This window comes from Pantoea sp. PNA 14-12, assembly GCF_004364735.1.
Classification (GTDB): Bacteria; Pseudomonadota; Gammaproteobacteria; order Enterobacterales; family Enterobacteriaceae; genus Pantoea; species Pantoea stewartii.
In genome coordinates this window covers 1,482,318-1,505,160 of the sequence record NZ_SOAJ01000001.1, presented here as the reverse complement: position 1 = coordinate 1,505,160, position 22,843 = coordinate 1,482,318, and the positions used below count along the sequence as shown (strand labels likewise).

Here is a 22,843-nt window from a genome sequence, read left to right as displayed (position 1 = left end):
CCGGCATGAACACCTTGTTAAAAGTTGGATTGATCGCGGGCCTGCTGTTGTCAGGCCCTTCCTTTGCCGCCGAGAACATCACTCGTGCCGATCAAATTCCTCAGTTGCATGAAGATCCCCAGGATCCTACCGTCAGCGAGCGCGTCACCTCACGGTTCACGCGTTCTCACTATCGTCAGTTCGATCTGGACGGGGCGTTTTCCGCCAAAATTTTTGACCGCTACCTCAACATGCTCGACTACAGCCACAACGTGCTGCTGGCGTCGGATGTAGCACAGTTTGCCAGCAAGAAAACGCAGCTGGGTGACGAACTGCGTAGCGGTAAGCTGGATATTTTTTACGATCTTTATAATCTGGCCCAGAAACGCCGCTTCGAACGCTATCAGTACGCGCTCACGGTCCTGGCTCGCCCGATGAACTTTACCGGTAATGACACCATCGATATTGACCGTTCCAAAGCGCCCTGGCCGAAAGACCAGAACGAATTAAATGCGCTGTGGGATGCCAAGGTGAAATACGATGAGTTGAGCCTGAAGCTGGCCGGAAAAGACGAAAAAGAAATTCGTGACGTGCTGACCAAACGCTATAACTTCGCCATCCGTCGCCTGGCACAGAGCAACAGCGAAGATGTGTTCCAGCTGGCAATGAATGCATTTGCCCACGAAATCGATCCGCACACCAACTATCTGTCGCCGCGCAATACCGAGCAGTTCAATACTGAAATGAGCCTGTCGCTCGAAGGGATTGGCGCCGTACTGCAGATGGATGACGATTATACCGTGATCAATTCTATGGTCGCAGGTGGCCCGGCGGCGAAAAGTAAAGCCATCACCGTTGGCGATCGTATTGTCGGCGTCGGTGAGCCAGGCAAGCCAATGGAAGATGTGATTGGCTGGCGTCTGGATGATGTCGTCGCCAAAATTAAAGGACCGAAAGGCAGTAAGGTTCGCCTTGAAATCCTGCCTGCCGGTAAAGGTACTAAAACCCGCATTGTGACACTGACGCGTGAGAAAATCCGTCTGGAAGATCGCGCCGTTAAGATGAGTATTCACAATGTGGGCAAACAGAAAGTCGGCGTACTGGATATTCCGGGCTTCTACGTGGGCCTGACCGATGATGTCAAAGTGCAGTTGCAGAAACTGCAAAAGCAGAATGTCGACAGCATCGTGATTGATCTGCGGACCAACGGCGGTGGCGCACTGACCGAGGCGGTCTCACTGTCTGGCCTGTTTATCCCAAGTGGCCCCGTGGTGCAGGTGCGCGACAATAACGGTCGCATCCGTCAGGACAGCGATAACGACGGCATTGTGTACTATAAAGGGCCGCTGGTGGTGCTGGTTGACCGCTTCAGTGCGTCTGCCTCTGAAATCTTTGCGGCGGCAATGCAGGACTATGGGCGTGCGCTGATTGTTGGCGAGCCGACCTTTGGTAAAGGCACCGTTCAGCAGTATCGCTCGCTGAACCGCATTTACGATCAGATGCTGCGTCCGGAATGGCCTGCGCTGGGATCGGTTCAGTACACGATTCAGAAGTTCTACCGTATTAACGGTGGCAGTACACAGCGTAAAGGCGTCACCCCCGATCTGCTGATGCCTACCGGCGTTGAAGCGGCAGAGACAGGCGAGAAGTTTGAAGATAACGCCTTACCGTGGGACAGCATCACGGCTGCCACCTACGCGAAAACCGGGGATGTGAAAGCGCTGGTGCCGCAGTTGACGAAAGAACATGATGAACGTATCGCGAAAGATCGTGAGTTCCAGTACATCATGAAGGACATTGCCCGCTTTAATGCCATGAAGGACAAGCGCAATATCGTGTCGCTCAATCTTGCTCAACGCGAGAAAGAGAACCACGAAGACGATGCGCTGCGTCTGGAACGCATTAATGCGCGCTATCAGGCCGAAGGCAAAAAGCCGCTGAAGAGCCTGGATGACCTGCCTAAGGATTACAAAGAACCCGATCCTTATCTGGATGAAACCGTCAAGATTGCCAACGATCTGGCGCAGCTGGAAAAGACGCTTCCCGACGCGTCCGCAGCGAAAAGCAACTGATACGTTCTGGTTTAATAAAAAGCACCGCACTGCGGTGCTTTTTTTATGATAAGTCTGGCAAGGATGCGTTACGTTAATGTGTTGTACTGCGCGCATTCAGTAGGGTTGCGGTAAAGGTTATGTCATATTGTAAAGTTATGTCTTTTTAGGCACTTAAACGTTAAGGTCGCTTGAAAACCCGCACAATGCTCATAGGATATGTATCCGCGCATGAGCGCATGAACTACTGAGGATGATTAACCGTTATGATGCGTATTGCTCTTTTCCTGCTGACCAACCTGGCAGTGATGTTGGTATTCGGGCTGATTCTCAGCCTGACAGGAATTCAGTCAAGCAGTGTTCAGGGCCTGATGATTATGGCAGGTCTGTTTGGCTTCGGCGGTGCGTTTGTCTCACTGCTGATGTCGAAGTGGATGGCGTTGCGTTCGGTCGGCGGTGAAGTGATTGAACAACCACGCAACGAAACCGAGCGCTGGTTGTTAGAGACCATTAGCCAGCAGGCCCGGCAGGTCGGTATTGCGATGCCGCAGGTCGCGATTTACCACGCGCCTGACATCAACGCCTTTGCCACCGGTGCCCGCCGTAATGCGTCACTGGTGGCTGTATCGACCGGGCTGCTGCAAAACATGAGCCGCGACGAGGCTGAAGCGGTGCTGGCGCACGAAGTCGCGCATATTGCCAACGGCGATATGATCACCATGACCCTGATTCAGGGCGTCGTGAACACCTTCGTGATTTTCGTTTCGCGTATTCTGGCGCAGATTGCGGCAGGCTTCATGTCTGGTAACCGCGATGGGGAAGAAAGCAGCAACGGTAATCCGCTGGTATACTTTGCCGTTTCTATGGTGCTGGAACTGGTGTTTGGTATCCTTGCCAGCATCATTACCATGTGGTTCTCTCGTCACCGTGAGTTCCATGCGGATGCCGGTTCAGCGAAACTGGTGGGCCGTGAGAAGATGATTGCGGCACTGCAGCGCCTGAAAACCAGCTACGAGCCGCAGGAGCCCAGCAGCATGATGGCGTTTTGTATCAACGGTAAAGGGAAGTCATTCAGCGAGCTGTTTATGTCGCATCCCCCGTTAGATAAACGTATTGAAGCGCTGCGTAGCGGCGAATACCTGAAGTAACCCGGCAAAAAGGCGACTGAGAAGTCGCCTTTTTTTATCACTGTACGCGCGGTGTTTTTATGCGCGACAGACTGAGCAGGGCCGCTGCGGTTGAGAATCCAGCCGCCAGTAACAGCGCCGCATGGGTGCCGTCATTGCCCAGCCAGTTGAACATCAGCGCTACCAGTGCGGCACCGCTGCTCTGACCCAGCAACCGTGCCGTGCCCAGCATACCGCTGGCACCACCGCTGCGTTGACGCGGAGCGGAGGTAATAATGGTGTGGTTATTCGGGGACTGAAACAGGCCAAAGCCCGCCCCGCACAGCATCATGCGCCAGATAATGTCCATGTCGTCTGGCTTCGCAGGTAAGTGAGCCAGCAGAAAAAGCCCGATGGCAAACAGGGCCAGCCCTAATCCCCCGAGTAAGCCCGCATGCACTCGTTCAATTAAACGTCCCGCGACCGGCGAGAGCAGCATGGTGGCCAGCGGCCACGGCGTAAGCAATAAACCGGTTTCGACCTCTGTACGCCCCAGCACGCTTTGCAGGTAGAAGGGCAGTGATACCATCGCCAGCATCTGTGCGCAGAAAGAGCAGACGGAGGTGCACATCGACAGGGCAAAAATAGGGATGCGCAGCAAATCAACTGGCAGCAACGGCACGGCCATCGTCAGCTGGCGTCGGATAAAAAAGTAGCCCACCACAATCAGCGTGATAAGTTCTCCTGCGATAAGCCAGATCGATTGTCCCTGGGCAAAGCCACCCAGCGCCGAAATAAGCAGGCCGAAAAAGAGCGCATTCATTACCGCACTGGTGACATCAAACTTCTGTGTTTTGGCCCGTTGCGGGTTATCCGGCAGATAACGTAACGCCAGCCAGAGCGTGACAACGCCCAGTGGCAGGTTGATCAGGAACAACCAGCGCCAGCTGGCAAATGAGAGGATGGCTGCCGCAACCGTGGGGCCGGCTGCCGTCGAGATCGCCACCAGCAGGGCGTTGATCGCGATGCCGCGGCCCAGATAACGTGGGGGATAAATGATACGAATCAGAGCGGTGTTAACGCTCATGATCGCCGCACCCCCCAGGCCCTGAAGCACCCGGCCCAGCGTAAGCAGGGGAAGGGAGGGCGAAAGGGCGCAAAACACCGACGTGATGGCAAACACCACCAGCCCTGCCTGGTACACGCGGCGGTAGCCGACGATATCGCCTAAAAAGGACAACGACAGTAGCGAGGCGACAATGGCAATCTGATAAGCATTAATCACCCAGACTGACTGGGCCGGACTGGCCTGTAGCTCACGTGAGATGGTTGGCAGCGCGACATTGGCAATCGATCCATCCAGTACCGCCATGATAAGGCCGATGGCGATCGTCAGAATAGCCCAGTAGCGTTGGGGTACTGCGAGTCCGCCGTCAGAAGAGGAAAGTGACATAGAGGCTAATATTAAAGAGTGTGAATATCATCATGCTAATCAATTGGCCGCCAAATTGCATCGTACCCACGGAAAAAATATATTTTAGAGATGTTTCAAACCCGGAAGATTGCCGGGATCGGCGCTGTCACTCTATACTGCAACTCTGTTCCAGTTTTTTTGAAACACGTATTCAGGGTGACAAATGGCCGCTGACGAAAAGGATAAACAGCCGGATGCCGTCTCTTCGGTGCAAAAAGTATTCGGGATTTTGCAGGCGTTAAGCGAAGAGCGCGATCACGGTATTACCGAGCTGGCACAACGGCTGATGATGTCCAAAAGTACGGTCTACCGATTCCTGCAAACCATGAAAGCATTAGGTTATGTCGCGCAGGAAGGGGAAAGTGAGAAATATTCGCTGACCTTGAAACTGTTTGAGGTGGGATCCAACGCGTTGCAGCATAGCGATCTTATCCGCAGCGCCGATGTACACATGCGCGAGTTATCGCGTCTGACCAAAGAGACAACCCATCTGGGCGCGCTGGATGATGACAGCGTGGTCTATGTGCATAAAATTGACTCGCTGTATAACCTGCGTATGGCCTCACGTATTGGTCACCGCAATCCACTGCACTCCACCGCACTGGGAAAAGTGTTGTTGGCCTGGCGCAGTCGGGAGGAGGTGAATGCCATTCTGGAGCGTATGACGTTCACTATTAACACCGCTAACACCTTACCGGACGCAGGCGCGTTACGCGAAGCACTGGGTCAGGTCAGGGCGCAGGGTTATGGTGAGGATAACGAAGAACAGGAAGTGGGCGTGCGCTGCATCGCCGTGCCCGTTTTTGATCGCTTTGGTGTTGCCGTCGCCGGACTGAGCCTTTCCTTTCCCACGCTGCGCTTTTCTGCCGCGAACAAGCAACAGTATGTGACGCTGTTACGTGAAGCGGGCCAACGTCTTTCGTCAGAGCTGGGCTATACCGGCAATGACGGGGGTTAAAAAAAAGCGGGCCAGTTGGCCCGCTCCTCCGTTATCCGTTGTCGACCACTTCGCTACTTTTCTTTAGCAGCGGGCAATCCGTCACGCCCACCACGCCGCTGTCTGTATGCAGATATTGCGCGGTCACCATCCCTCTGGCGGTCAGATAGTTACATTTCAGCCCCAGTCCCGCGGCATTCTTGTTGCTGCCCGCCAGCACGCCGTAACCCGTGAACAGCATAGCCAGCCAGAGGATGCCGATAACGATAATCGCCCGAATGAAGAGTTTCATTGTATCTCCTTATGATACCCACGCAGCGTTCCAGTGACTGCTGCTTAACATGATGTACAGGATTAGCATGCCTCGCTTTCAGGCAGGATGCGATCAGAGATAACTGAAAGCGCAGAAAGCGCTATATCGCTGACGTCACCATTATCTTTTGCGGCGGCGCGGAGTAGAATAGACGGTCGTTCTTTTTTTGTGATTTCATCAGGTATCTTGAGGCAGTTATGAATGAGTTAGCCGCGAATGCGGGACCGGTAATCAGTTACGGCGTTTTTCTGCTGGCGCTGATTGTGGCATTAATGCTGTGGTTTTACGTTAATCGCGCCAGCGTTCGGGCGAACGAACAGGTTGCGTTATTGACGTCATTGTTAGAAGAGCAAAAGAAACAGAATGCACTGCTGCGGCGGATGATTGAGGCGCAGAATGGTGCAGATGAGCCGTCCCCCGAAGCGCCGTCGGAAAACGACGGACTGATTCGTTTAATCCCGGAACGTTAACCCTGCATGGAGGCCGGATGGCCTGGAAAAATCCCTGGTATGACAGCAGTAAACCCCATCACACCGCTGAGGGGTTTCGTAACCCTGAGCCCGACAGCCGCCAGCAAGGTGACCTGCAGCGCTGGCGACGTGAACGCAAAGCCCAGGGATTACCCCATCCGCCTCGTCAGGGCTATGACCAGTTTATTACGCAGTGGTGGCAACCTGCCGATCTGAACGGGGAGGATGACCGTCTCTGGTGGCTGGGCCATGCGGCGCTGCTGATGCGCATAAACCAACACTATATTCTGATTGATCCCGCGCTGTCCCGGCGGGCTTCCCCTTTGCCGTTTATCGGACCTGAACGTAAAACGCCGTCTCCGCTGGCCATTGACCAGTTACCGCGGCTGGATTACGTCCTGATATCCCATAATCATTACGATCATCTGGATAAGCCCACCATCAAACAGATTGTGCGCCGCTTTCCGGACACTATTTTTCTGGTGCCGCTGGGGCTGGCGGAGTGGTGTAAACGTCATGGGGTCAAACAGGTGCATGAGCTTGACTGGTGGCAACAGAAAGTGTTTGCGGGAATACAGTTTGATGCGGTCCCTGCGCGCCACTGGAGCATGCGCACCGTTACTAATCGCAACCGAACCCTGTGGTGCGGTTGGGTAATCAGGACCGCTTCGCTGCGATTTTGGTTTTCCGGTGACAGCGGCTACAGCGACAGTCTTCTGGCGATTGCGCAGCATTATGGCCCCTTTAATCTGGCCGCTTTGCCGATAGGCGCTTATGCTCCGCGCTGGTTTATGGGGGCACAACACATGGATCCCCAGCAGGCGGTGGCGTTGTGGCGCGCGATAGGTCAGCCACTGACCCTTCCCATTCACTGGGGCGTTTTCGAACTGGCGGATGAGTCACTGGATGCGCCCCCGGCTGAACTCCAGCGAGCACTCGCGCAGAGCGGCGAGGGTCAGCAAAATTTTGCGCCCTGGAAAATTGGGGCGAGCCACAGTCTGAGCGATCTCAATCCGACCTAATCCGAAATACGGGGCCCTGTGTTTGTGAAGCGGCAAGGCCCCGGCGTATTCGCTTTTTATTTCTTTTACGCGCTCGGGGTAATTCAAACGTCAGCTGTCAAGAAAATGATTAGTGCGGAGGGGAAGTCTCAACTTTTGATTTTACTAATAATAATTTTTATATTTGTACGAAATAATAAAAGCTGTACAAGCTGAAGCCGTCCGGGTTTACCGTTCCCCTTATCCATTCCTTTATTTGGTGCATTATTGCCATATTAGTGCAATGTAATTTATTTATTGTCATACATCATGATAAAAGCAGGAAAAGTAGTACGTTATCCCATCCGGGATGCAGGAAGCCTTTATTTTATCGTGAAGTTATGACGGTCGCTGGGTTTCGGTTCGCAGCATTTTGTACCATAAAGTACATTCTCTGGGAGCTACCCTGCAATTATGCAAAAACTAACGATCGACATATTAAAAATGGCTTGCCATTATTTAGCGGATATGTGATAACAATTCGTGGGTTAAACGAGGTACAGTTCTGTTTATGTATGGCATCTTCAGTAAAGAAGTTACGAGTAAAGACGTTGACGTTGAATACCGCTTCCTTGCCGAACTTTAATCAGTGCCTCATTCAGTAATGTCTCTGTTTTATCTGTAGGTTAGCCTCCGGGCAAATAAACACTTTAAGGAATTAGTAAAATGGCAAAGATTAAAGGTCAGGTTAAGTGGTTCAACGAGTCTAAAGGCTTCGGTTTTATCACTCCAGCTGACGGTAGCAAAGACGTGTTCGTACACTTCTCTGCTATTCAGGGCAACGGCTTCAAAACGCTGGCCGAAGGCCAAAACGTTGAGTTCGAAATTCAGGACGGCCAGAAAGGCCCGGCAGCTGTTAACGTTACTGCTATCTGATTTCGCCTCAGACGGGTGCCCTGCGCCCGGTCTCAGATATTAAAGCCTTGGCCTTCTGGCCGAGGCTTTTTTTACGCTTTCGCTCGGGTTCCCTGTCGAGTACACTGCTGCGCGTCGATAGATGCCGGAGCGCCTTATGTCCTTGATTTGCCCACTTTGTCACTCTTCCCTGAACCTGACCGAACGCAGCTGGTGTTGCGAAAATCGCCATCAGTTCGATCAGGCGAAAGAGGGCTATGTCAATTTGCTGCCCGTTCAACATAAAGGCTCCCGCGAGCCGGGCGACAGCGCGGAGATGATGCAGGCGCGACGTGACTTTCTGCAGGCCGGTTACTATCAGCCCCTGCGGGACAAGGTGGTTGACGTGCTGAATCAGCATCTGCAGGTACCGGCCGCTCAGATCCTGGATACAGGCTGTGGGGAAGGGTACTACACCGGTGCGCTGGCGGATAACTTTGCGCCAGCGGGCAAGGTCTTTGGCCTGGACGTGGCCAAAATGGCCATTCGGCTCGCGGCGAAGCGCTATCCGCAGGTCCTGTTCTGTGTCGCCTCCAGTCAGCGTCTGCCGTTTGCGGACCATTCCCTTGATGCAGTGGTTCGCATCTATGCGCCCTGTAATGAAGCGGAGCTTAATCGCGTCATCAAACCCGGTGGATACCTGTTAACGGTTACGCCGGGCCCGCACCATCTGGCGCAGTTCAAAGCGCTGATCTATCGCGATGTTCAGCTGCACGCACCGGAAGGGAAAGTGTATCAGGGCTTTCAGCAACGTGCCCGGCATGCGTTAACCTATCCGATGGCCCTTACCGGACAGGCCGCCACCACGTTATTGCAGATGACGCCCTTTGCCTGGCGCGCGCGGCCGGACGTCTGGCAGACGTTAGCCGAAAGCACACAGTTTCAGTGCGAAGCGGATTTTGTGATAACCCTGTGGCAACGCGACTAACGTGCCTCGACCAGGGTTTGATAAATCCGTTCAAGATCGTCAAGCTGCTGCACGGCGATCAGTAAGCGCCGCTGTTCAAGCTGGATGACTAAAATGCCGTCTTCAGACAGATTCATGCTCTGGATACGGGAATAGGCGATCCAGATACCCGCGAAGAACAATCCCTCCCGTTTCATGACCAGCGTGGGGCGGCGGAGCCAGAACAGCCAGAAGGACAAAAAGCACAGCATCATCAAGAGTGTGGTGGTCAGCACGGGTCCCTGATGCGTGACGTTGTTCCAGAGCAGGATGACCAGTAAACCAATAAAAATCAGGCTGTCGGCTTTATGACGGCGCTGCAGCGGCACACGTAACAACGTCGGGCCTTTACGTCGTGGCAGAATCGCCTCGTCGTAGATCGCAAACACCAGCAGAGCAGCGATGCAGAGAGCGATGATGATGTCCGTCAATGACATGGGGCTTCCTTTCGAGCTTCAGTGGATGTTACCGCCAAAAAAATCGGGAGCCTTGCTCCCGATTGCGTCAGGATTACAGCCCAAGCAGGCCGATCCAGTAGCCGAAGATACCGATAGCAAAGAAACCAACGATGATCCACAGGGCATTGACCTTACGCCGCAGCAGCCACATACAGGCAAAGGTCAACAGGAGCGGGACGATGCCGGGCATTAACTGATCCAGAATCGACTGGACGGTAGTGACTGTGGTCTTGCCGGTCTGGTCGGTAATGCGTGACACCACCAGCGGAATATTGACGTGCGTCCACTTATTGACCAGCGCGCCCATGACAAACAGCCCAAGGATAGAGGCACCTTCGGTCAGTTTTTGCAGGAAGCCACCGCCCATATCGCTGACGATATCAATCCCTTTACGGTAACCGTAGGCCACACCGTAATAACGGGTGAGCAGACGGGCCAGGTTAAACAGGATGAAGAACAGCAATGGACCGAGCAAACTGCCGCTCATTGCGATGCCCGCACCCAGGGCGGCAAACACCGGACGAACCGTTCCCCAGAAAATCGGGTCACCTACGCCAGCCAGCGGCCCCATCAGGCCCACTTTGATGCCGTTTATTGCACCATCATCAATTGCGGCACCATTGGCGCGCTGCTCTTCCATCGCCATGGTCACGCCCAGGACCGGGGCCGCAACATAAGGATGTGTGTTAAAGAACTCAAGGTGACGTTTTATCGCCTGCTTGCGGTCATCGTTGTTTTTAGGATAGAGACGGCGAATCACCGGCACCATAGAAAAACAGAATCCCAGCGCCTGCATACGTTCGAAGTTCCAGGAACCCTGGAACAGGTTTGAGCGTACAAAAACAGCACGGACATCGCCTGGCGTCAGTTTCTTTTCGACTTTTGTTATATCAACCATGTTGTCACCTGTTCCTTAATCGAGTTCGTTGTCAAGATCGTTAGCTGACGGCGAGGCCGCAGGCGCACCGGCGGTACGGTTATATTTCGGACTGAGCTGGATATAAAGCACGGCCATCACCACGCCAATCACCCCCAGCGCAACCAGGTTGAAACTGGTGAAAGCCGCCGTCACGAAACCGAGATAGAAGAACGGCATCAGGTAACCGGCCCGCATCATATTGATGACCATGGCGTAACCCACCACCACAATCATGCCGCCCGCAATGTTGAGTCCGTTCGTCACGACTTCAGGAATCGAACTGAGCAGAGAGTGCACCGCGTCCGTGCCAACCGAAATCGCAACGATCAACGCCGGAATGGCGATGCGCATGGCCTGAAGCAGCAGGGCGGAGACATGGATCCACGAAATGGCCGTAAGATTGCCTTTCTCTGCGGCTTTGTCCGCCGCATGCTGGAATGCCACGGTCAACGTGCGCACGATAATGGTCAGCACCTGGCCGGCGGCGGCGAGCGGAATAGCCAGCGCGATACCGGCGCCGACGCTTTGCCCGCCTGCAATGACCAGAATGGTGGAGATAATGGACGCCAGCGCCGCATCAGGGGCGACCGCCGCGCCAATGTTCATCCAGCCCAGAGCAATCATCTCCAGCGTTCCGCCGATGATGATGCCTGTCTTCATGTCCCCCAGTACGATCCCAATCAGGGTACAGGCCACCAGAGGGCGGTGAAACTGGAACTCATCCAGGATGGATCCCATACCGGCAATACAGGCGATAATAAAGATCAAAATAATTTGAAGTGTGGTTATTTCCATCATACTTCGTGTCCTCTACAGGATAGAAAAGAGTGCTGGCCCGTTAAGCGCCTACTTTGGCTATCAGATCCATCATTTTCAGTTTGGGATCACCTGAAACCTTGCGTACCTCAAGCTCGATATTGCGCTCATTGAGCTTTTGGAACGCGGCGATATCTTTCTCATCAACGGACACGGCATTGTTGACCTGCGTTTTGCCCTGCCGGAAGGCCATGCCGCCAATGTTGACGCTTTTGATATCGACGCTCTGTTCCACAACCCGCAAGACATCGGTGGGATTGGTGAACAGCAGCATGACGCGCTCACGGGCATATTTGGGGTTATTCCAGACGCGCACCATTTTATCGACGCCAACCACGTGCGCGGTCACGCCCGGCGGCGCGACCTGGGTTAAAAGTGTCTTGCGCACATTGTCGTTTGCCACCTCATCACTGACGACAATGATGCGGCTGACATTGGTCTCTTTGGTCCAGCGTGTGGCGACCTGGCCATGAATCAGGCGGTCATCAATACGGGCCAGGCAGATAATCATGTGTTCGTCAGGCGAGAGGGGTCTGACAGCGGCAGGGGTGGGAGGTGGAGTCGGTGCGGCAGCAACGGGCGCGGGTTTGACTTCAGGTTGGGCTTTCAGCGCTTTGACGCCTTCACGGCCAGTTTCAACCGCAATCGCCACCAGCTCATCGAAGGTTGGATTGTCATCCCGCGCCATCAAGGTTTCCACTAACATGGGAATATTCACCCCGGCCACGACCTCATAGCTGTCGTGATCCACGACCAGCCGACTTGCCGCATTAAAAGGACTTCCGCCCCAGGTATCTACCAGAAAAAGCACCCCCTTTGAGGTATCCAGTTCGGTCAGCTTTGCCTGATATTTTTCAATCAGCGTTTCTGCATTTTCGCCCGGTACAAAATCAATCCATTTGACGTTTTCCTGTTCGCCTAAAAGCATCTCTGCCGTTTTAAGCAGCTGTTCTGCTGCCCAGCCGTGTGTACCAATGATCAGAGCAATGGTCACGTGCTACCTCCGTTCGCTTGTTGATTCCATAAGGTGAGGAACCGTTAAGAATTATCGCGTTAACAATGCTGACTTCTTTATTGAGCCTGCCGGCCCGATATCCACATTGCAGGGATAACCAACTCACTACGTGCATGCCGGATTTATTTTAGTGACCGAAAAAATAAATTTTGTGATGTCGGTTGGCTATTTACAGCATAAAAGCGTGAAATTACGTTTTAATGGCGCATAAACGAAGTGATGACAGAATGTAAAAATAAGAAAATTTTTTGACCTTGTTGACCGAACTGATACATTAGCGATCTGTTAATTATTCAGGAGTAATGGGCATCAGCCCACCCTTATGGACCGTCACCGACGTTGCTTAACCTTGTCTTTGCGCTCCTCAGCGCGTCAATTTACGCCAGACCGCGTTTTCTTTGCTTTTACACCTTGCTCATCGTCACGTCATCAGACGCTGGTACGTTTTAGCGTAATCACATCCTTTTTCAGGAGTCACTAATGGAATTTCTGTTCGACCCCTCAATCTGGGCGGGATTGCTCACGCTCATCGTGCTCGAGATTGTGCTCGGCATTGATAACCTGGTATTTATTGCCATCCTGGCCGATAAGTTACCGCCGAAGCAGCGCGATAAAGCGCGTTTGATTGGCCTCTCGCTGGCGCTGGTTATGCGTCTGGGCCTGCTGTCGCTGATCTCCTGGATGGTCACACTGACGCGGCCGCTGTTTAGCGTGGGCGGGTTTAGTTTCGCCGGACGCGATCTTATTTTGCTGGCGGGCGGTATCTTCCTGCTCTTTAAAGCCACGATGGAACTGCATGAGCGGCTGGAAAACCGTCAGCTGGAAAACAGCGGCAACCGCAGCTATGCCAGCTTCTGGGCCGTTGTGGCACAGATCGTCATACTTGATGCGGTCTTCTCACTGGATGCGGTGATTACGGCCGTGGGGATGGTGAATAACCTGCCGGTCATGATGACGGCGGTAGTGATCGCCATGATTGTGATGTTGCTGGCCTCTAAACCGTTAACAAAATTTGTTAACGCCCATCCTACGGTCGTTGTCCTGTGTCTCAGTTTCCTGCTGATGATCGGTCTGTCGCTGGTGGCGGAAGGGTTTGGCTTCCATATTCCTAAAGGCTATCTGTATGCGGCGATTGGTTTCTCGATCCTGATCGAGCTGTTTAACCAGATTGCGCGTCGCAACTTTCTTCGCCATCAGTCGCATCGTCCTATGCGTGAGCGTACCGCTGAGGCCATTTTGCGCCTGATGGGGGGCCGCAACCGGGTACAGACGGCCTCGGCCAGCACTGAAGAGCAGGCGATAGCCGTCGCGATCCCACAGGAAGCCTTTAAGGATGAAGAGCGCTATATGATTAACGGCGTACTGACGCTGGCTTCCCGTTCAATTCGCAGCATCATGACGCCGCGTGGCGATATCTCCTGGGTGGATGCCAGTCGTCCGGTAGACGAGATTCGTATCCAGTTGCTGGACACACCGCACAGTCTGTTCCCGGTCTGTCGGGGAGAACTGGACGAGATTATCGGCGTTGTCAGGGCCAAAGAGCTGCTGGTCGCACTGGATCATGGTGTGGATGTTGCCACCTTTGCGGCAAACACGCCGATTATCGTGGTGCCGGAAACGCTCGATCCGATTAACCTGCTGGGCGTACTGCGTCGTGCCAAAGGGAGCTTTGTGATCGTCACCAACGAGTTTGGTGTGGTACAGGGCCTGATTACCCCGCTGGATGTGCTGGAAGCGATAGCAGGTGAATTCCCGGATGAAGACGAAACGCCGGATATCATCATGGACGGCGACGGCTGGTTAGTGAAGGGGGGAACCGATCTCCACTCGCTCCAGCAGCTGCTTGATTTTCATGAGCTGGTGAAACCGGACGACGATCATGCGTCACTGGCAGGGTTGCTGATTGCTCAGAAAGGACAATTACCGAAGCCGGGTGACGTCATTGATATCGCGCCGCTTCACTTCCAAATTATTGAAGCGACAGAATACCGCATTGATCTGGTTCGTGTGACGCGCGATCCGCAGCATGACGAGGACGAAGAAGGTTAACCTCCCCGGAAAACGCAAAACGCATCACACTGTGATGCGTTTTTTTTGCCCCAGGCATGGCACTACAGGTCGCTGGTCAGTTGATGTTGCCGTAGCCACGCGGGGAAATCCTCCAGCGGCATGGGGCGGGCAAAATAGTAGCCCTGCAGGTGATCCACGCCGCGGTCGCGCAGATAGTCAGCCTGCTCCGGGGTTTCCACGCCTTCCGCCACCAGGCTGATATTCAGCCGTTGCGCCAGTGAGATCACCATATCCGTTACGGTCGCGTTAATCGCATCCGTGCCAATCGAGGCGGTGAAGATTTTATCCAGCTTCAGCACGTCCGGTTGCAGGTCCTTCAGGTAAGACAGTGAACTGTGGCCTGTGCCAAAATCATCAATTGCCAGCCGTACGCCAATCTCATGCAGTTGTGAAATGACCGTTTGATCGACCACCGGCAGCGCATCACGTTCGGTAAGCTCGACGACCAGCTTTGGCACCGGATTGGCAGGCCACCAGATAGTTTGCAGATCTTCCAGAATGGCGCGGTCACGAAAATGACTGGCGGCGACGTTCACAGCAATGTGAAAATCCGGGCTGTGAGGCAGATCCGGCAAGGCTTCGACAACGCGATTTAACACGAAACGGGTTAAAGGTTTAATCAGATTCTGGCGCTCAGTCAGCGGAATAAACACATCGGGCGGGATCCAGCCCTGGCGCGGGTTATGCCAGCGCAGCAGGATTTCAATGCCGTCACACTGACCGTTTCGGGCATTGATGAGCGGCTGGCAGTAAACAATAAACTCCCTGGCGGTGATGCCATAGCTGATTTGCCAGCTCAGACTCATGCGGTTGGCGGTTGCCAGCCACATGACATAGCCTATTAACAAACTCAGCATTAGCGCCAGCGGCAACTGAGAAGGCAACGAGGCCAGTGCCAGACGGGATGGGGAAGGGCCATAAAGCGTTACCGTGTAGGGATAACGCAGTGACGCTTCATTATAGGTGACTTCATCTTCCGAAGGGACCGCCGACTCAATAAGCGGATTGCCGTATTCCAGGCTCTTGCCGTTAACGTTAAAGATGGCGCGTTCCACCCAGGGCGACTGCGGTTCCAGCAGATAACTGCTCATCAGTTCAATGTTGATGGCCTGCAGGATGCCTGAGCGGTTATCCAGCGTTGTTGGCGTCCAGAGTAATAAGACCGGCGAACCTTTAAGCAGATAGTCATCTGTAGACAGGATCATGCGCTTATCGTTAAGCGCCAGTTCAGGGTAGGTCTGACTAAAGGTGATATCCCGTGAGCCGAAAATACTGGAGCAGTACAGTAAGTCATCGTTCACCAGCAGAATCGCCCGCACGGTTTGTAAGGACGCAATCTTTTCGATTAAGGGAAAACGCGCGTCCTCACAGGGCATGCCCACTAAACCCAGCGTGTTATTGGCTGCCACATCCAGCGGAGAAAACATGCGATCAAAACGCGTAATCGCGTTATCGGCAAAGCTAATTGCACGCTGCTGAATCCGTGATTTTTCTTCGAAATAGCGCAAAGCCAGCGTTAACGTAAGAACAATAGAAGCAATCACCACAGCAATAAGCAAACGCTTACGTCTGTACTGTCCAACATATTGCTGGGCCATGAACATCAAGAATCACCTTCCCAAAACCAGAAAAATAGATATAGCTGGGTTGTTATCGGCACGGCCTGGAGCAAATTTAGGACCGGTGCGTAAAATGAAAGGCTGTGAAGAACTCGCTAAAGCGACTGTCGGGTCGCTTTAGCGTCGTTAATATTTATATCAGGCAGGACTTGCTAATGCACTGTTTAACGGGCGCAATTTAAAAATAAACAGACTGAATGATTAGTCACATTGAACTTTTATCGCCAGTCCGCCCCGTGATGTCTCGCGGTATTTCGCGTTCATGTCTTTGCCGGTCTCGTACATGGTTTCAATGACCTTATCCAGTGAGACGCGCGGTTCGCTGGTACGGCGCAGGGCCATACGTGCCGCGTTGATCGCTTTCACCGAGGCGATTGCGTTACGTTCAATACAGGGCACCTGAACCTGGCCGGCAACCGGATCGCAGGTCAAACCCAGATTATGTTCCATCCCGATTTCGGCGGCCACGCACACCTGCTCAGGGCTGGCGCCCAGCAGTTCGGCCAGACCTGCCGCAGCCATTGAGCAGGCAACGCCGACTTCCCCCTGACAACCGACTTCCGCGCCGGAAATAGAGGCATTCATTTTATACAAAATGCCAATGGCACCGGAGGCGAGGAAATAGCGAATAAAAATGTCGGGCGTGACGGGTTCAATGAAGTGATCATAGTAAGCCAGGACGGCGGGGACGATACCGCAGGCTCCGTTGGTCGGTGCGGTCACCACCCGACCGCCCGCCGCGTTCTCTTCATTAACCGCCAACGCAAACATGTTGATCCAGTCAATCACCACCATCGGATCGTTAGAGTGTTTGGCTGAGGAGATCAGCAAACGCCGCAGTGACGCCGCCCGGCGCGGTACCCGTAACGGCCCGGGCAGCACACCTTCGGTATTCAGACCACGGTCAATACAGGCCTGCATGGTTTGCCAGATGGTCGCAAAATATGCATTGATCTCTTCACGTGAGTGCAGTGCCAGCTCGTTTTTCATCACCAGCCCGGACAGGGAAAGTCCGGTCTCGCGACAGTGGGCCAGCAGTTCTTTGGCCGAGTGGAAGGGCCAGGGTACCGTGACTTCGTCCAGGGCCGACTGACCAAAATGCTCTTCATCGACAATAAAGCCGCCGCCGACAGAGTAATAGGTTTTAGACAGCACCAGCAGGTCGCCGGAGAACGCCAGCAGGCGCAGGCCATTTTCGTGCAGGGAGAGATTTTCGCTACGGAACACCATACCGCCTTCACGCGGAAAATCGACTTCATGCGCGCCTTTGGCAAGGGGCAGGCGTTCACGTTGTTGCACATCCTTAATAAACGCGGGGATGGCGTCGATATCGACGCTGTCAGGCGATTCGCCGGCTAAGCCCATAATAATCGCTATATCCGTATGGTGACCTTTACCGGTCAGCGACAGGGAACCATAGACATCGACCGCAATGCGTGTCACCTCATGCAGCTTGCCTTGTTCAGACAACAACTCCACAAACTGTTTACCCGCTTTCATCGGACCGACCGTATGAGAGCTGGATGGGCCGATGCCCACTTTAAACATGTCAAAAACCGAAATCATGGGTGACACTCCTCACAAAAACTTGCAGACTGCCGTGGCAGTTAATGGCGCTAATAGTAAACGGCGAGGCAGGGTAAACGTGCTGCTTTTCGCATGAAATAAACTAATTAACTCCACCAGAAAAAATTATAGTGTGACATGGCGCAAAAGGCTGAATTCAGGCGCAGAAATGGGCTCGCCCTCAACTAAAATGCAATTTGCTGGCTCAGGGCACGAATAATGCCTGCTGTCATTCCCCACACCAGATAGCCCTGATAATGGGAAAGCCACACCGGGTGGCGAATGCCGGCACGATAATAGTCAAGTTCGGCGTAGCGGCTAAGACGAAGCGCTTCGGTCAGGGGCATTTCGAAGGCGCTCTGAACCTCGTCAGGATTAAGGCGCAATTCGAGGGTTGCAGGCACAATGCCGACCACCGGTGTGACCTGAAAACCTGTACTGCTGGTCACCGGAGGCAGGCAGCCGAGCACCTCAACCCGATCGGGTGCGATGCCCACTTCCTCCTGCGCTTCTCGCAGCGCTGTCGCCACCAGTGAGCTGTCGTCGTGATCCTGCATCCCGCCGGGAAAGGCCACCTGACCGGCATGTTTACGTAAGGCGTGCGAACGTTGCGTCAGCAGCAAGCCGGGCTGTTGACGGGCAACGACGGGGATTAACACAGCGGCATGTCGCCCCGACAGCGGCTGGGCGTTATGCAGCGGCTGCTGCAGGAGAAAACGGGTGCGAAAATCAGCCAGCGTCAGCGCCATTCAGGCTCCTTTTTCCAGTGCAGGCAGAATGCGACTGACCTTATCCAGCGTTTCCTGATATTCCGAGGCCATATCACTGTCGGCGACCAGGCCGCCGCCCGCAGCGCAGTAAAGATGCTGACGCTCAGCAATCAGCGTACGAATGGTGATGCTGGTATCCATTCTGCCGCAGACACTGAGATAACCAATGCTGCCGCACCAGGCATTGCGGCGGTGAGGCTCCAGTTCATCAATGATCGCCATGGCGCGAATTTTAGGCGCACCGGTAATCGAGCCGCCGGGAAAACAGGCTCGCAGCAGATCGCAGGCATGAAGATGATCCGGCAACGTGGCCTGAATAGTGCTGACCAGATGATGGACAGCCGGGAACGGCTCGACCACAAACAGTTCGGGCACGTGCACGGAGCCCGCGACGGCGACCCGACCGATATCGTTGCGCAGCAGGTCGACTATCATCAGGTTTTCTGCGCGGTCCTTCGCCGCCGTGCGCAGACTTTCAGCCTGGGCCGCATCCGCCTCAGGATCGGCCGCACGCGGACGCGTACCCTTGATGGGACGGGTGGTGATAACCTGCTGATCCAATGCCAGGAAGCGCTCGGGAGACAGGCTCAGAATGGCGCTGTCGGGCAGGCGCAAAAATGCGCTGAACGGGGCGCGATTGGCCTGGTTGAGCATACAAAATGCCCGCCATTCATCCCCCTGATAGCTGGCGCTGAAGCGCTGTGCCAGATTGACCTGATAGCAGTCACCGGCCTGAATATAGGCCTGTACCTTATTAAAACGTTCCGCGTAGTCGTCTATGCTGAGGTTTGACCGCCAGTCACTGGTAAGGGAAAACGCCGCCGCGTCACGTTCGGGCCAGTTTTCCAGCCAGGCAAGGCGCGAGGCGATATCGTCCAGGGCGACCAGGGTGAGTTTACCGAGGTGATGGTCGGCAATCAGTGCCCAGTTATAGATGCCCACGGCCATGTCTGCCGTAGTCAGATCGTGAAGGGCGGTATCGGGCAGCGTTTCAAAGCGTCGCCCCAGATCATAGCCAAACAGTCCCAGCGCTCCGCCCTGAAAGGGCAAATCGGGGTGACGCGGTGGCTTAGCGCCCAGCGCATCACACTGCTGTTGTAATAAGGAGAGCGGATCGTCAGTATGCGTTTCAACGCGATCGCCCTGCTGAATTTCTGTTATGCTGCCACGGGTTGTCAGGGTGGTAAGCGGGTCCGCCGTCAAAATATCAAAACGGTTATCACTGTGACTGGCCTGGCCGGACGAAAGCAGCATCGCCCAGGGTAAATGCGCAATGCGCGAAAAATAGTGGGTGATAGCGTCGGGCGAATAACACAGGTTATGAGTTTGAACGATCATTGAGCACGAAATTTGACATCAGTAAGGCCGTTAGACTGACATATTTTTCCCTGACTGGCACCTGTTTGTTCCCCATGAAATAATGACAGCCCTTAACAGGAGAAAATGATGATGACAGGATTACCCGCACTCTCACACGATCAGCAGCAGCGCGCCGTAGAGCGCATTCAACAGTTAATGGCCGAAGGGATGTCCAGCGGTGAAGCGATTACCGTTGTGGCACAGGAGATACGTGAAAGCCATACAGGTGAAATGATCCGGGCGCGCTTCGAAGAGGACGATGAAGGCTGACGCCCGGGGCTCGGGATCAGCGGGCCGCGATAATTTTTATTTCAACTTTATACTTCGGATTCATCAACCCGGCCTGGACCGTACAGCGAACCGGGGCGTTATCGGGGGAAACCCACGCATCCCAGGCGCGATTCATCGCGGCGAAATCCGCCTTGTCGACCAGAAAAATGGTAGCGTCAAGGATTTTGCTTTTGTCGCTGCCTACGCGCGTTAGCAGGGCATCGATCACCGCTAACGCATTAGCCGTTTGCGCCTCGGCATCAGCGTCGAGGTTTTCGGGCACACTGGTGTAATAAATGGTGTCGTTATGAATAACGGCTTCGGACATACGGTGTTCGGGATCAACGCGCGTAATGCTCATTTTCTTCTCCTGATTTTCTGAACGCCTAGCCTGACATATTCCCGGTACGATTGTCATCCCTTGCAGAAGACGGTCGCCGTCAGTCGCGCAACCGTCAGCGAAAAGTGGTATAAAGCGTCGCTTACTTGTTCAGAACAATCAGGATTAACGCATGGCCAATACGCACTATCTCTTTTGGGTAATGTTCGGGGCACTGACGCTGCTGTTTATTGTGATCGCCACGTTTGTCGGTATGTCGCGTACCGCAAAACACGGTTTTTTTACGCTTGTCGTCCTGATGGCGATACTGGTTGCGGGTGCGCTCTACATCAGCCCGTGACGATAACGGGCGGCCTGGCCCGTCAGACTGACTGAACGCATCCGGTCAGCAGACTTCATGCAGAATGCTGCCGTTTGTGATTTCCTTCAGGGCTGCAATGCTGACATAATATACAGTGTTTTCGGCCGTAATTGAGAGGGTACGTGGCAGACGATTTTGCAATTGATGGCGCGCTGGCAAAAGGCATTGCGGGCTTTAAACCGCGTGAGGCCCAGCGTGAAATGGCGCAGGCGGTCACCGAGGCGGTACAGAATCAGGGTGAACTGGTCGTCGAAGCGGGGACCGGCACCGGTAAAACCTACGCTTATCTTGCTCCGGCGCTGCGGGCGAAGAAAAAGGTGATCGTGTCAACGGGCTCAAAAGCCCTGCAGGATCAGCTCTACGCGCGCGATCTCCCCACCATTGCGAAAGCGCTTACGTTTACCGGTAAAACTGCGCTGCTTAAAGGCCGGTCCAACTATCTGTGCCTGGAGCGTATGGAGCAGCAGTCCGCGACCGGGGGCGATATGAGCGTTCAGGCTCTCACGGATTTTGTCACGCTCCGCAGCTGGGCCTCGCAAACCCCGGATGGCGATATCAGTACCTGTGCCGGCGTCACCGAAGACAGTCCGCTCTGGCCGCTGGTTACCAGCACCAACGACAACTGTCTGGGCAGCGACTGCCCCCTTTATAAAGACTGTTTTGTCGTTAAAGCACGTAAAAAAGCGATGGACGCCGATGTCGTCGTGGTCAACCACCATCTTTTCCTGGCCGATCTGGTGGTAAAAGAGGGCGGATTCGGGGAACTGATCCCTGAAGCGGACGTCATGATTTTTGATGAAGCGCACCAACTGCCGGATATCGCCAGTCAGTATTTTGGTCAGCAGCTGTCGAGTCGTCAGTTAGCCGATCTCGCCAAAGACATCATTATCGCCTACCGCACGGAAGTGCGGGACGTTCAGCAGTTGCAAAAATCCGCTGACCGTCTGGCCCAGTGTGCCCAGGACTTTCGCCTGACGCTGGGAGAACCGGGCTACCGCGGCAACCTGCGCGACCTCCTCAGCGATAACAACATCATGCGCATGTTTACGCTGCTGGATGATGCGCTGGAACTCTGTTACGACGTGATCAAACTTTCGCTTGGGCGTTCTGCCCTGCTGGATGCGGCCTTTGAGCGCGCGGCGCTCTATCGCACGCGACTGAAACGGATTCGTGCCATCAGCGAACCGGGCTTTAGCTACTGGTATGAATGTACATCGCGTCACTTTGTGCTGGCGCTGACGCCTTTGTCGGTTGCCGAACGTTTCCGCGAGGTCATGGATAACCGTAAAGCGGCCTGGATTTTTACCTCTGCCACCCTGGCTGTAGATGAAAAGATGGATCACTTTGCCGAGCGGCTGGGCGTCAGTCAGGCAAAAAACCTGATTCTCAACAGCCCGTTTGACTATGCGCGGCAGGCGCTGCTGTGTGTGCCACGCAATCTGCCTGAGCCCAATCGCCCCGGTGGCGCGCGTCAGCTGGCAAAAATGATGAAGCCGCTGATCGAGGCGAACAAAGGCCGCTGCTTCTTTTTATGTACTTCTCATCTGATGATGCGTGAGCTGGCCGCCGAGTTCCGGGCCTCCATGACATTGCCGGTGCTGGTGCAGGGCGAAACCAGCAAAGGACAGTTGCTCAAAGAGTTTATCGATAAAGGGAATGCTTTGCTGGTGGCGACCAGCAGCTTCTGGGAAGGCGTGGATGTGCGGGGAGATGCGCTGTCGCTGGTCATTATCGATAAGCTGCCGTTTACGTCGCCAGAGGACCCGCTGCTTAAGGCCCGGATGGAAGATTGCCGCATCCGCGGCGGCGATCCCTTCAGCGATGTGCAACTGCCGGATGCCGTGATTACGCTAAAACAGGGCGTGGGCCGGTTGATTCGTGATACGGACGACCGCGGCGTTCTGGTCATCTGCGACCAGCGGCTGGTGTCACGGCCCTACGGCGCACTTTTTCTGAGCAGTCTGCCGCCCACACCACGCACGCGTGATCTTGCGCAAGCTATTGCCTTTATTCATCAGCAACCTGGCGCGTAATTGTGTGCTAAGATGCGCGCCGTTTTGAATCTTCAGA

22 protein-coding genes and 1 pseudogene are annotated in these 22,843 nt (G+C 54.3%); 12 read left to right on the top strand and 11 right to left on the bottom strand.

The genetic code is table 11. From position 1 onward, the window contains the following. The first annotated feature begins 5 nt into the window (after positions 1-5). Entirely contained in the window at positions 6-2,051 is a 2,046-nt protein-coding gene (gene prc / locus C7434_RS07135) for a carboxy terminal-processing peptidase (RefSeq protein WP_033741935.1), read from the top strand. Positions 2,052-2,296: 245 nt separating this feature from the next. Beyond that, the gene (gene htpX / locus C7434_RS07130; protein WP_033741934.1) at positions 2,297-3,178 is read left to right on the top strand and encodes a protease HtpX; all 882 of its coding nucleotides are present in this window, start codon (positions 2,297-2,299) and stop codon (positions 3,176-3,178) included. A gap of 37 nt (positions 3,179-3,215) precedes the next feature. On the opposite strand, the gene C7434_RS07125 is transcribed toward htpX, so the two are convergent. Beyond that, positions 3,216-4,589: an MFS transporter gene (locus C7434_RS07125; RefSeq protein ID WP_033741933.1), complete on the bottom strand. Its 1,374-nt coding sequence runs from the start codon at positions 4,587-4,589 to the stop codon at positions 3,216-3,218. 184 nt (positions 4,590-4,773) lie between these two features. Here C7434_RS07125 and kdgR point away from each other — a divergent pair, with 184 nt between their 5' ends. Further along, positions 4,774-5,568 carry a DNA-binding transcriptional regulator KdgR gene (kdgR, locus tag C7434_RS07120; protein ID WP_133745266.1) on the top strand — a complete coding sequence of 265 codons (795 nt, stop codon included), beginning with the start codon at positions 4,774-4,776 and terminating at the stop codon, positions 5,566-5,568. Positions 5,569-5,599: 31 nt separating this feature from the next. On the opposite strand, the gene C7434_RS07115 is transcribed toward kdgR, so the two are convergent. Then, on the bottom strand, positions 5,600-5,839 hold the full coding sequence (locus tag C7434_RS07115; protein ID WP_033741931.1) for a YobH family protein: 240 nt from the start codon (positions 5,837-5,839) through the stop codon (positions 5,600-5,602). Positions 5,840-6,057: 218 nt separating this feature from the next. On the opposite strand from C7434_RS07115, the gene C7434_RS07110 reads away from it, so the two are divergent. The 5 genes and pseudogenes from C7434_RS07110 to rlmA all read left to right on the top strand — a co-directional run bounded on the left by C7434_RS07110 (position 6,058) and on the right by rlmA (position 9,192). Continuing rightward, positions 6,058-6,330 (top strand): YebO family protein, encoded by a 273-nt coding sequence (locus C7434_RS07110; protein ID WP_006119471.1) that lies wholly within the window; start codon positions 6,058-6,060, stop codon positions 6,328-6,330. A gap of 17 nt (positions 6,331-6,347) precedes the next feature. Beyond that, positions 6,348-7,352: an MBL fold metallo-hydrolase gene (locus C7434_RS07105; RefSeq protein ID WP_033741929.1), complete on the top strand. Its 1,005-nt coding sequence runs from the start codon at positions 6,348-6,350 to the stop codon at positions 7,350-7,352. A gap of 529 nt (positions 7,353-7,881) precedes the next feature. Beyond that, positions 7,882-8,000 (top strand): annotated as a pseudogene (locus C7434_RS07100) (DUF2627 domain-containing protein). A gap of 36 nt (positions 8,001-8,036) precedes the next feature. Then, positions 8,037-8,246, top strand: a complete 210-nt coding sequence (gene cspE, locus C7434_RS07095; protein WP_001062678.1) for a transcription antiterminator/RNA stability regulator CspE — start codon at positions 8,037-8,039, stop codon at positions 8,244-8,246. Between the two features lie 136 nt (positions 8,247-8,382). Next, entirely contained in the window at positions 8,383-9,192 is an 810-nt protein-coding gene (rlmA, locus tag C7434_RS07090) for a 23S rRNA (guanine(745)-N(1))-methyltransferase (RefSeq protein WP_033741923.1), read from the top strand. Here the strand turns inward: rlmA and C7434_RS07085 are convergent. From C7434_RS07085 to manX, 4 genes are all read right to left on the bottom strand, one after another. Continuing rightward, entirely contained in the window at positions 9,189-9,647 is a 459-nt protein-coding gene (locus tag C7434_RS07085; protein ID WP_033741922.1) for a DUF986 family protein, read from the bottom strand. The two genes, rlmA and C7434_RS07085, sit on opposite strands and share 4 nt — an antisense overlap. 73 nt (positions 9,648-9,720) lie before the next feature. After that, positions 9,721-10,566, bottom strand: a complete 846-nt coding sequence (locus C7434_RS07080; RefSeq protein ID WP_033741920.1) for a PTS mannose transporter subunit IID — start codon at positions 10,564-10,566, stop codon at positions 9,721-9,723. Positions 10,567-10,581: 15 nt separating this feature from the next. Further along, on the bottom strand, positions 10,582-11,382 hold the full coding sequence (locus C7434_RS07075) for a PTS mannose/fructose/sorbose transporter subunit IIC (protein WP_033742216.1): 801 nt from the start codon (positions 11,380-11,382) through the stop codon (positions 10,582-10,584). A gap of 43 nt (positions 11,383-11,425) precedes the next feature. Beyond that, positions 11,426-12,397 carry a PTS mannose transporter subunit IIAB gene (manX, locus tag C7434_RS07070; RefSeq protein WP_133745265.1) on the bottom strand — a complete coding sequence of 324 codons (972 nt, stop codon included), beginning with the start codon at positions 12,395-12,397 and terminating at the stop codon, positions 11,426-11,428. Between the two features lie 501 nt (positions 12,398-12,898). Here manX and C7434_RS07065 point away from each other — a divergent pair. After that, positions 12,899-14,467 (top strand): TerC family protein, encoded by a 1,569-nt coding sequence (locus tag C7434_RS07065; protein WP_133745264.1) that lies wholly within the window; start codon positions 12,899-12,901, stop codon positions 14,465-14,467. A 62-nt stretch (positions 14,468-14,529) separates the two neighbouring features. On the opposite strand, the gene C7434_RS07060 is transcribed toward C7434_RS07065, so the two are convergent. The 4 genes from C7434_RS07060 to pabB form a co-directional block, all read right to left on the bottom strand. Further along, entirely contained in the window at positions 14,530-16,092 is a 1,563-nt protein-coding gene (locus tag C7434_RS07060; protein ID WP_033741915.1) for a cyclic diguanylate phosphodiesterase, read from the bottom strand. Positions 16,093-16,308: 216 nt separating this feature from the next. Beyond that, a complete protein-coding gene (locus C7434_RS07055; RefSeq protein ID WP_033741913.1) occupies positions 16,309-17,673 on the bottom strand; it encodes an L-serine ammonia-lyase in 1,365 nt (454 codons plus the stop codon). 185 nt (positions 17,674-17,858) lie between these two features. After that, positions 17,859-18,422 (bottom strand): CoA pyrophosphatase, encoded by a 564-nt coding sequence (locus tag C7434_RS07050; protein WP_006119458.1) that lies wholly within the window; start codon positions 18,420-18,422, stop codon positions 17,859-17,861. Then, positions 18,423-19,781, bottom strand: a complete 1,359-nt coding sequence (gene pabB, locus C7434_RS07045; RefSeq protein WP_033741911.1) for an aminodeoxychorismate synthase component 1 — start codon at positions 19,779-19,781, stop codon at positions 18,423-18,425. Positions 19,782-19,889: 108 nt separating this feature from the next. Between pabB and C7434_RS07040 the strand changes: the two genes are divergently transcribed. Continuing rightward, on the top strand, positions 19,890-20,072 hold the full coding sequence (locus C7434_RS07040; RefSeq protein WP_006119456.1) for a YoaH family protein: 183 nt from the start codon (positions 19,890-19,892) through the stop codon (positions 20,070-20,072). A gap of 16 nt (positions 20,073-20,088) precedes the next feature. Here C7434_RS07040 and C7434_RS07035 read toward each other — a convergent pair whose 3' ends face one another. Then, the gene (locus tag C7434_RS07035) at positions 20,089-20,433 is read right to left on the bottom strand and encodes a RidA family protein (protein WP_006119454.1); all 345 of its coding nucleotides are present in this window, start codon (positions 20,431-20,433) and stop codon (positions 20,089-20,091) included. Between the two features lie 151 nt (positions 20,434-20,584). Here C7434_RS07035 and C7434_RS21935 point away from each other — a divergent pair, with 151 nt between their 5' ends. Then, a complete protein-coding gene (locus tag C7434_RS21935; RefSeq protein WP_006119453.1) occupies positions 20,585-20,752 on the top strand; it encodes a hypothetical protein in 168 nt (55 codons plus the stop codon). Between the two features lie 143 nt (positions 20,753-20,895). Further along, positions 20,896-22,806 carry an ATP-dependent DNA helicase gene (locus tag C7434_RS07030; protein ID WP_033741909.1) on the top strand — a complete coding sequence of 637 codons (1,911 nt, stop codon included), beginning with the start codon at positions 20,896-20,898 and terminating at the stop codon, positions 22,804-22,806. The last annotated feature ends 37 nt before the right edge of the window (positions 22,807-22,843 follow it).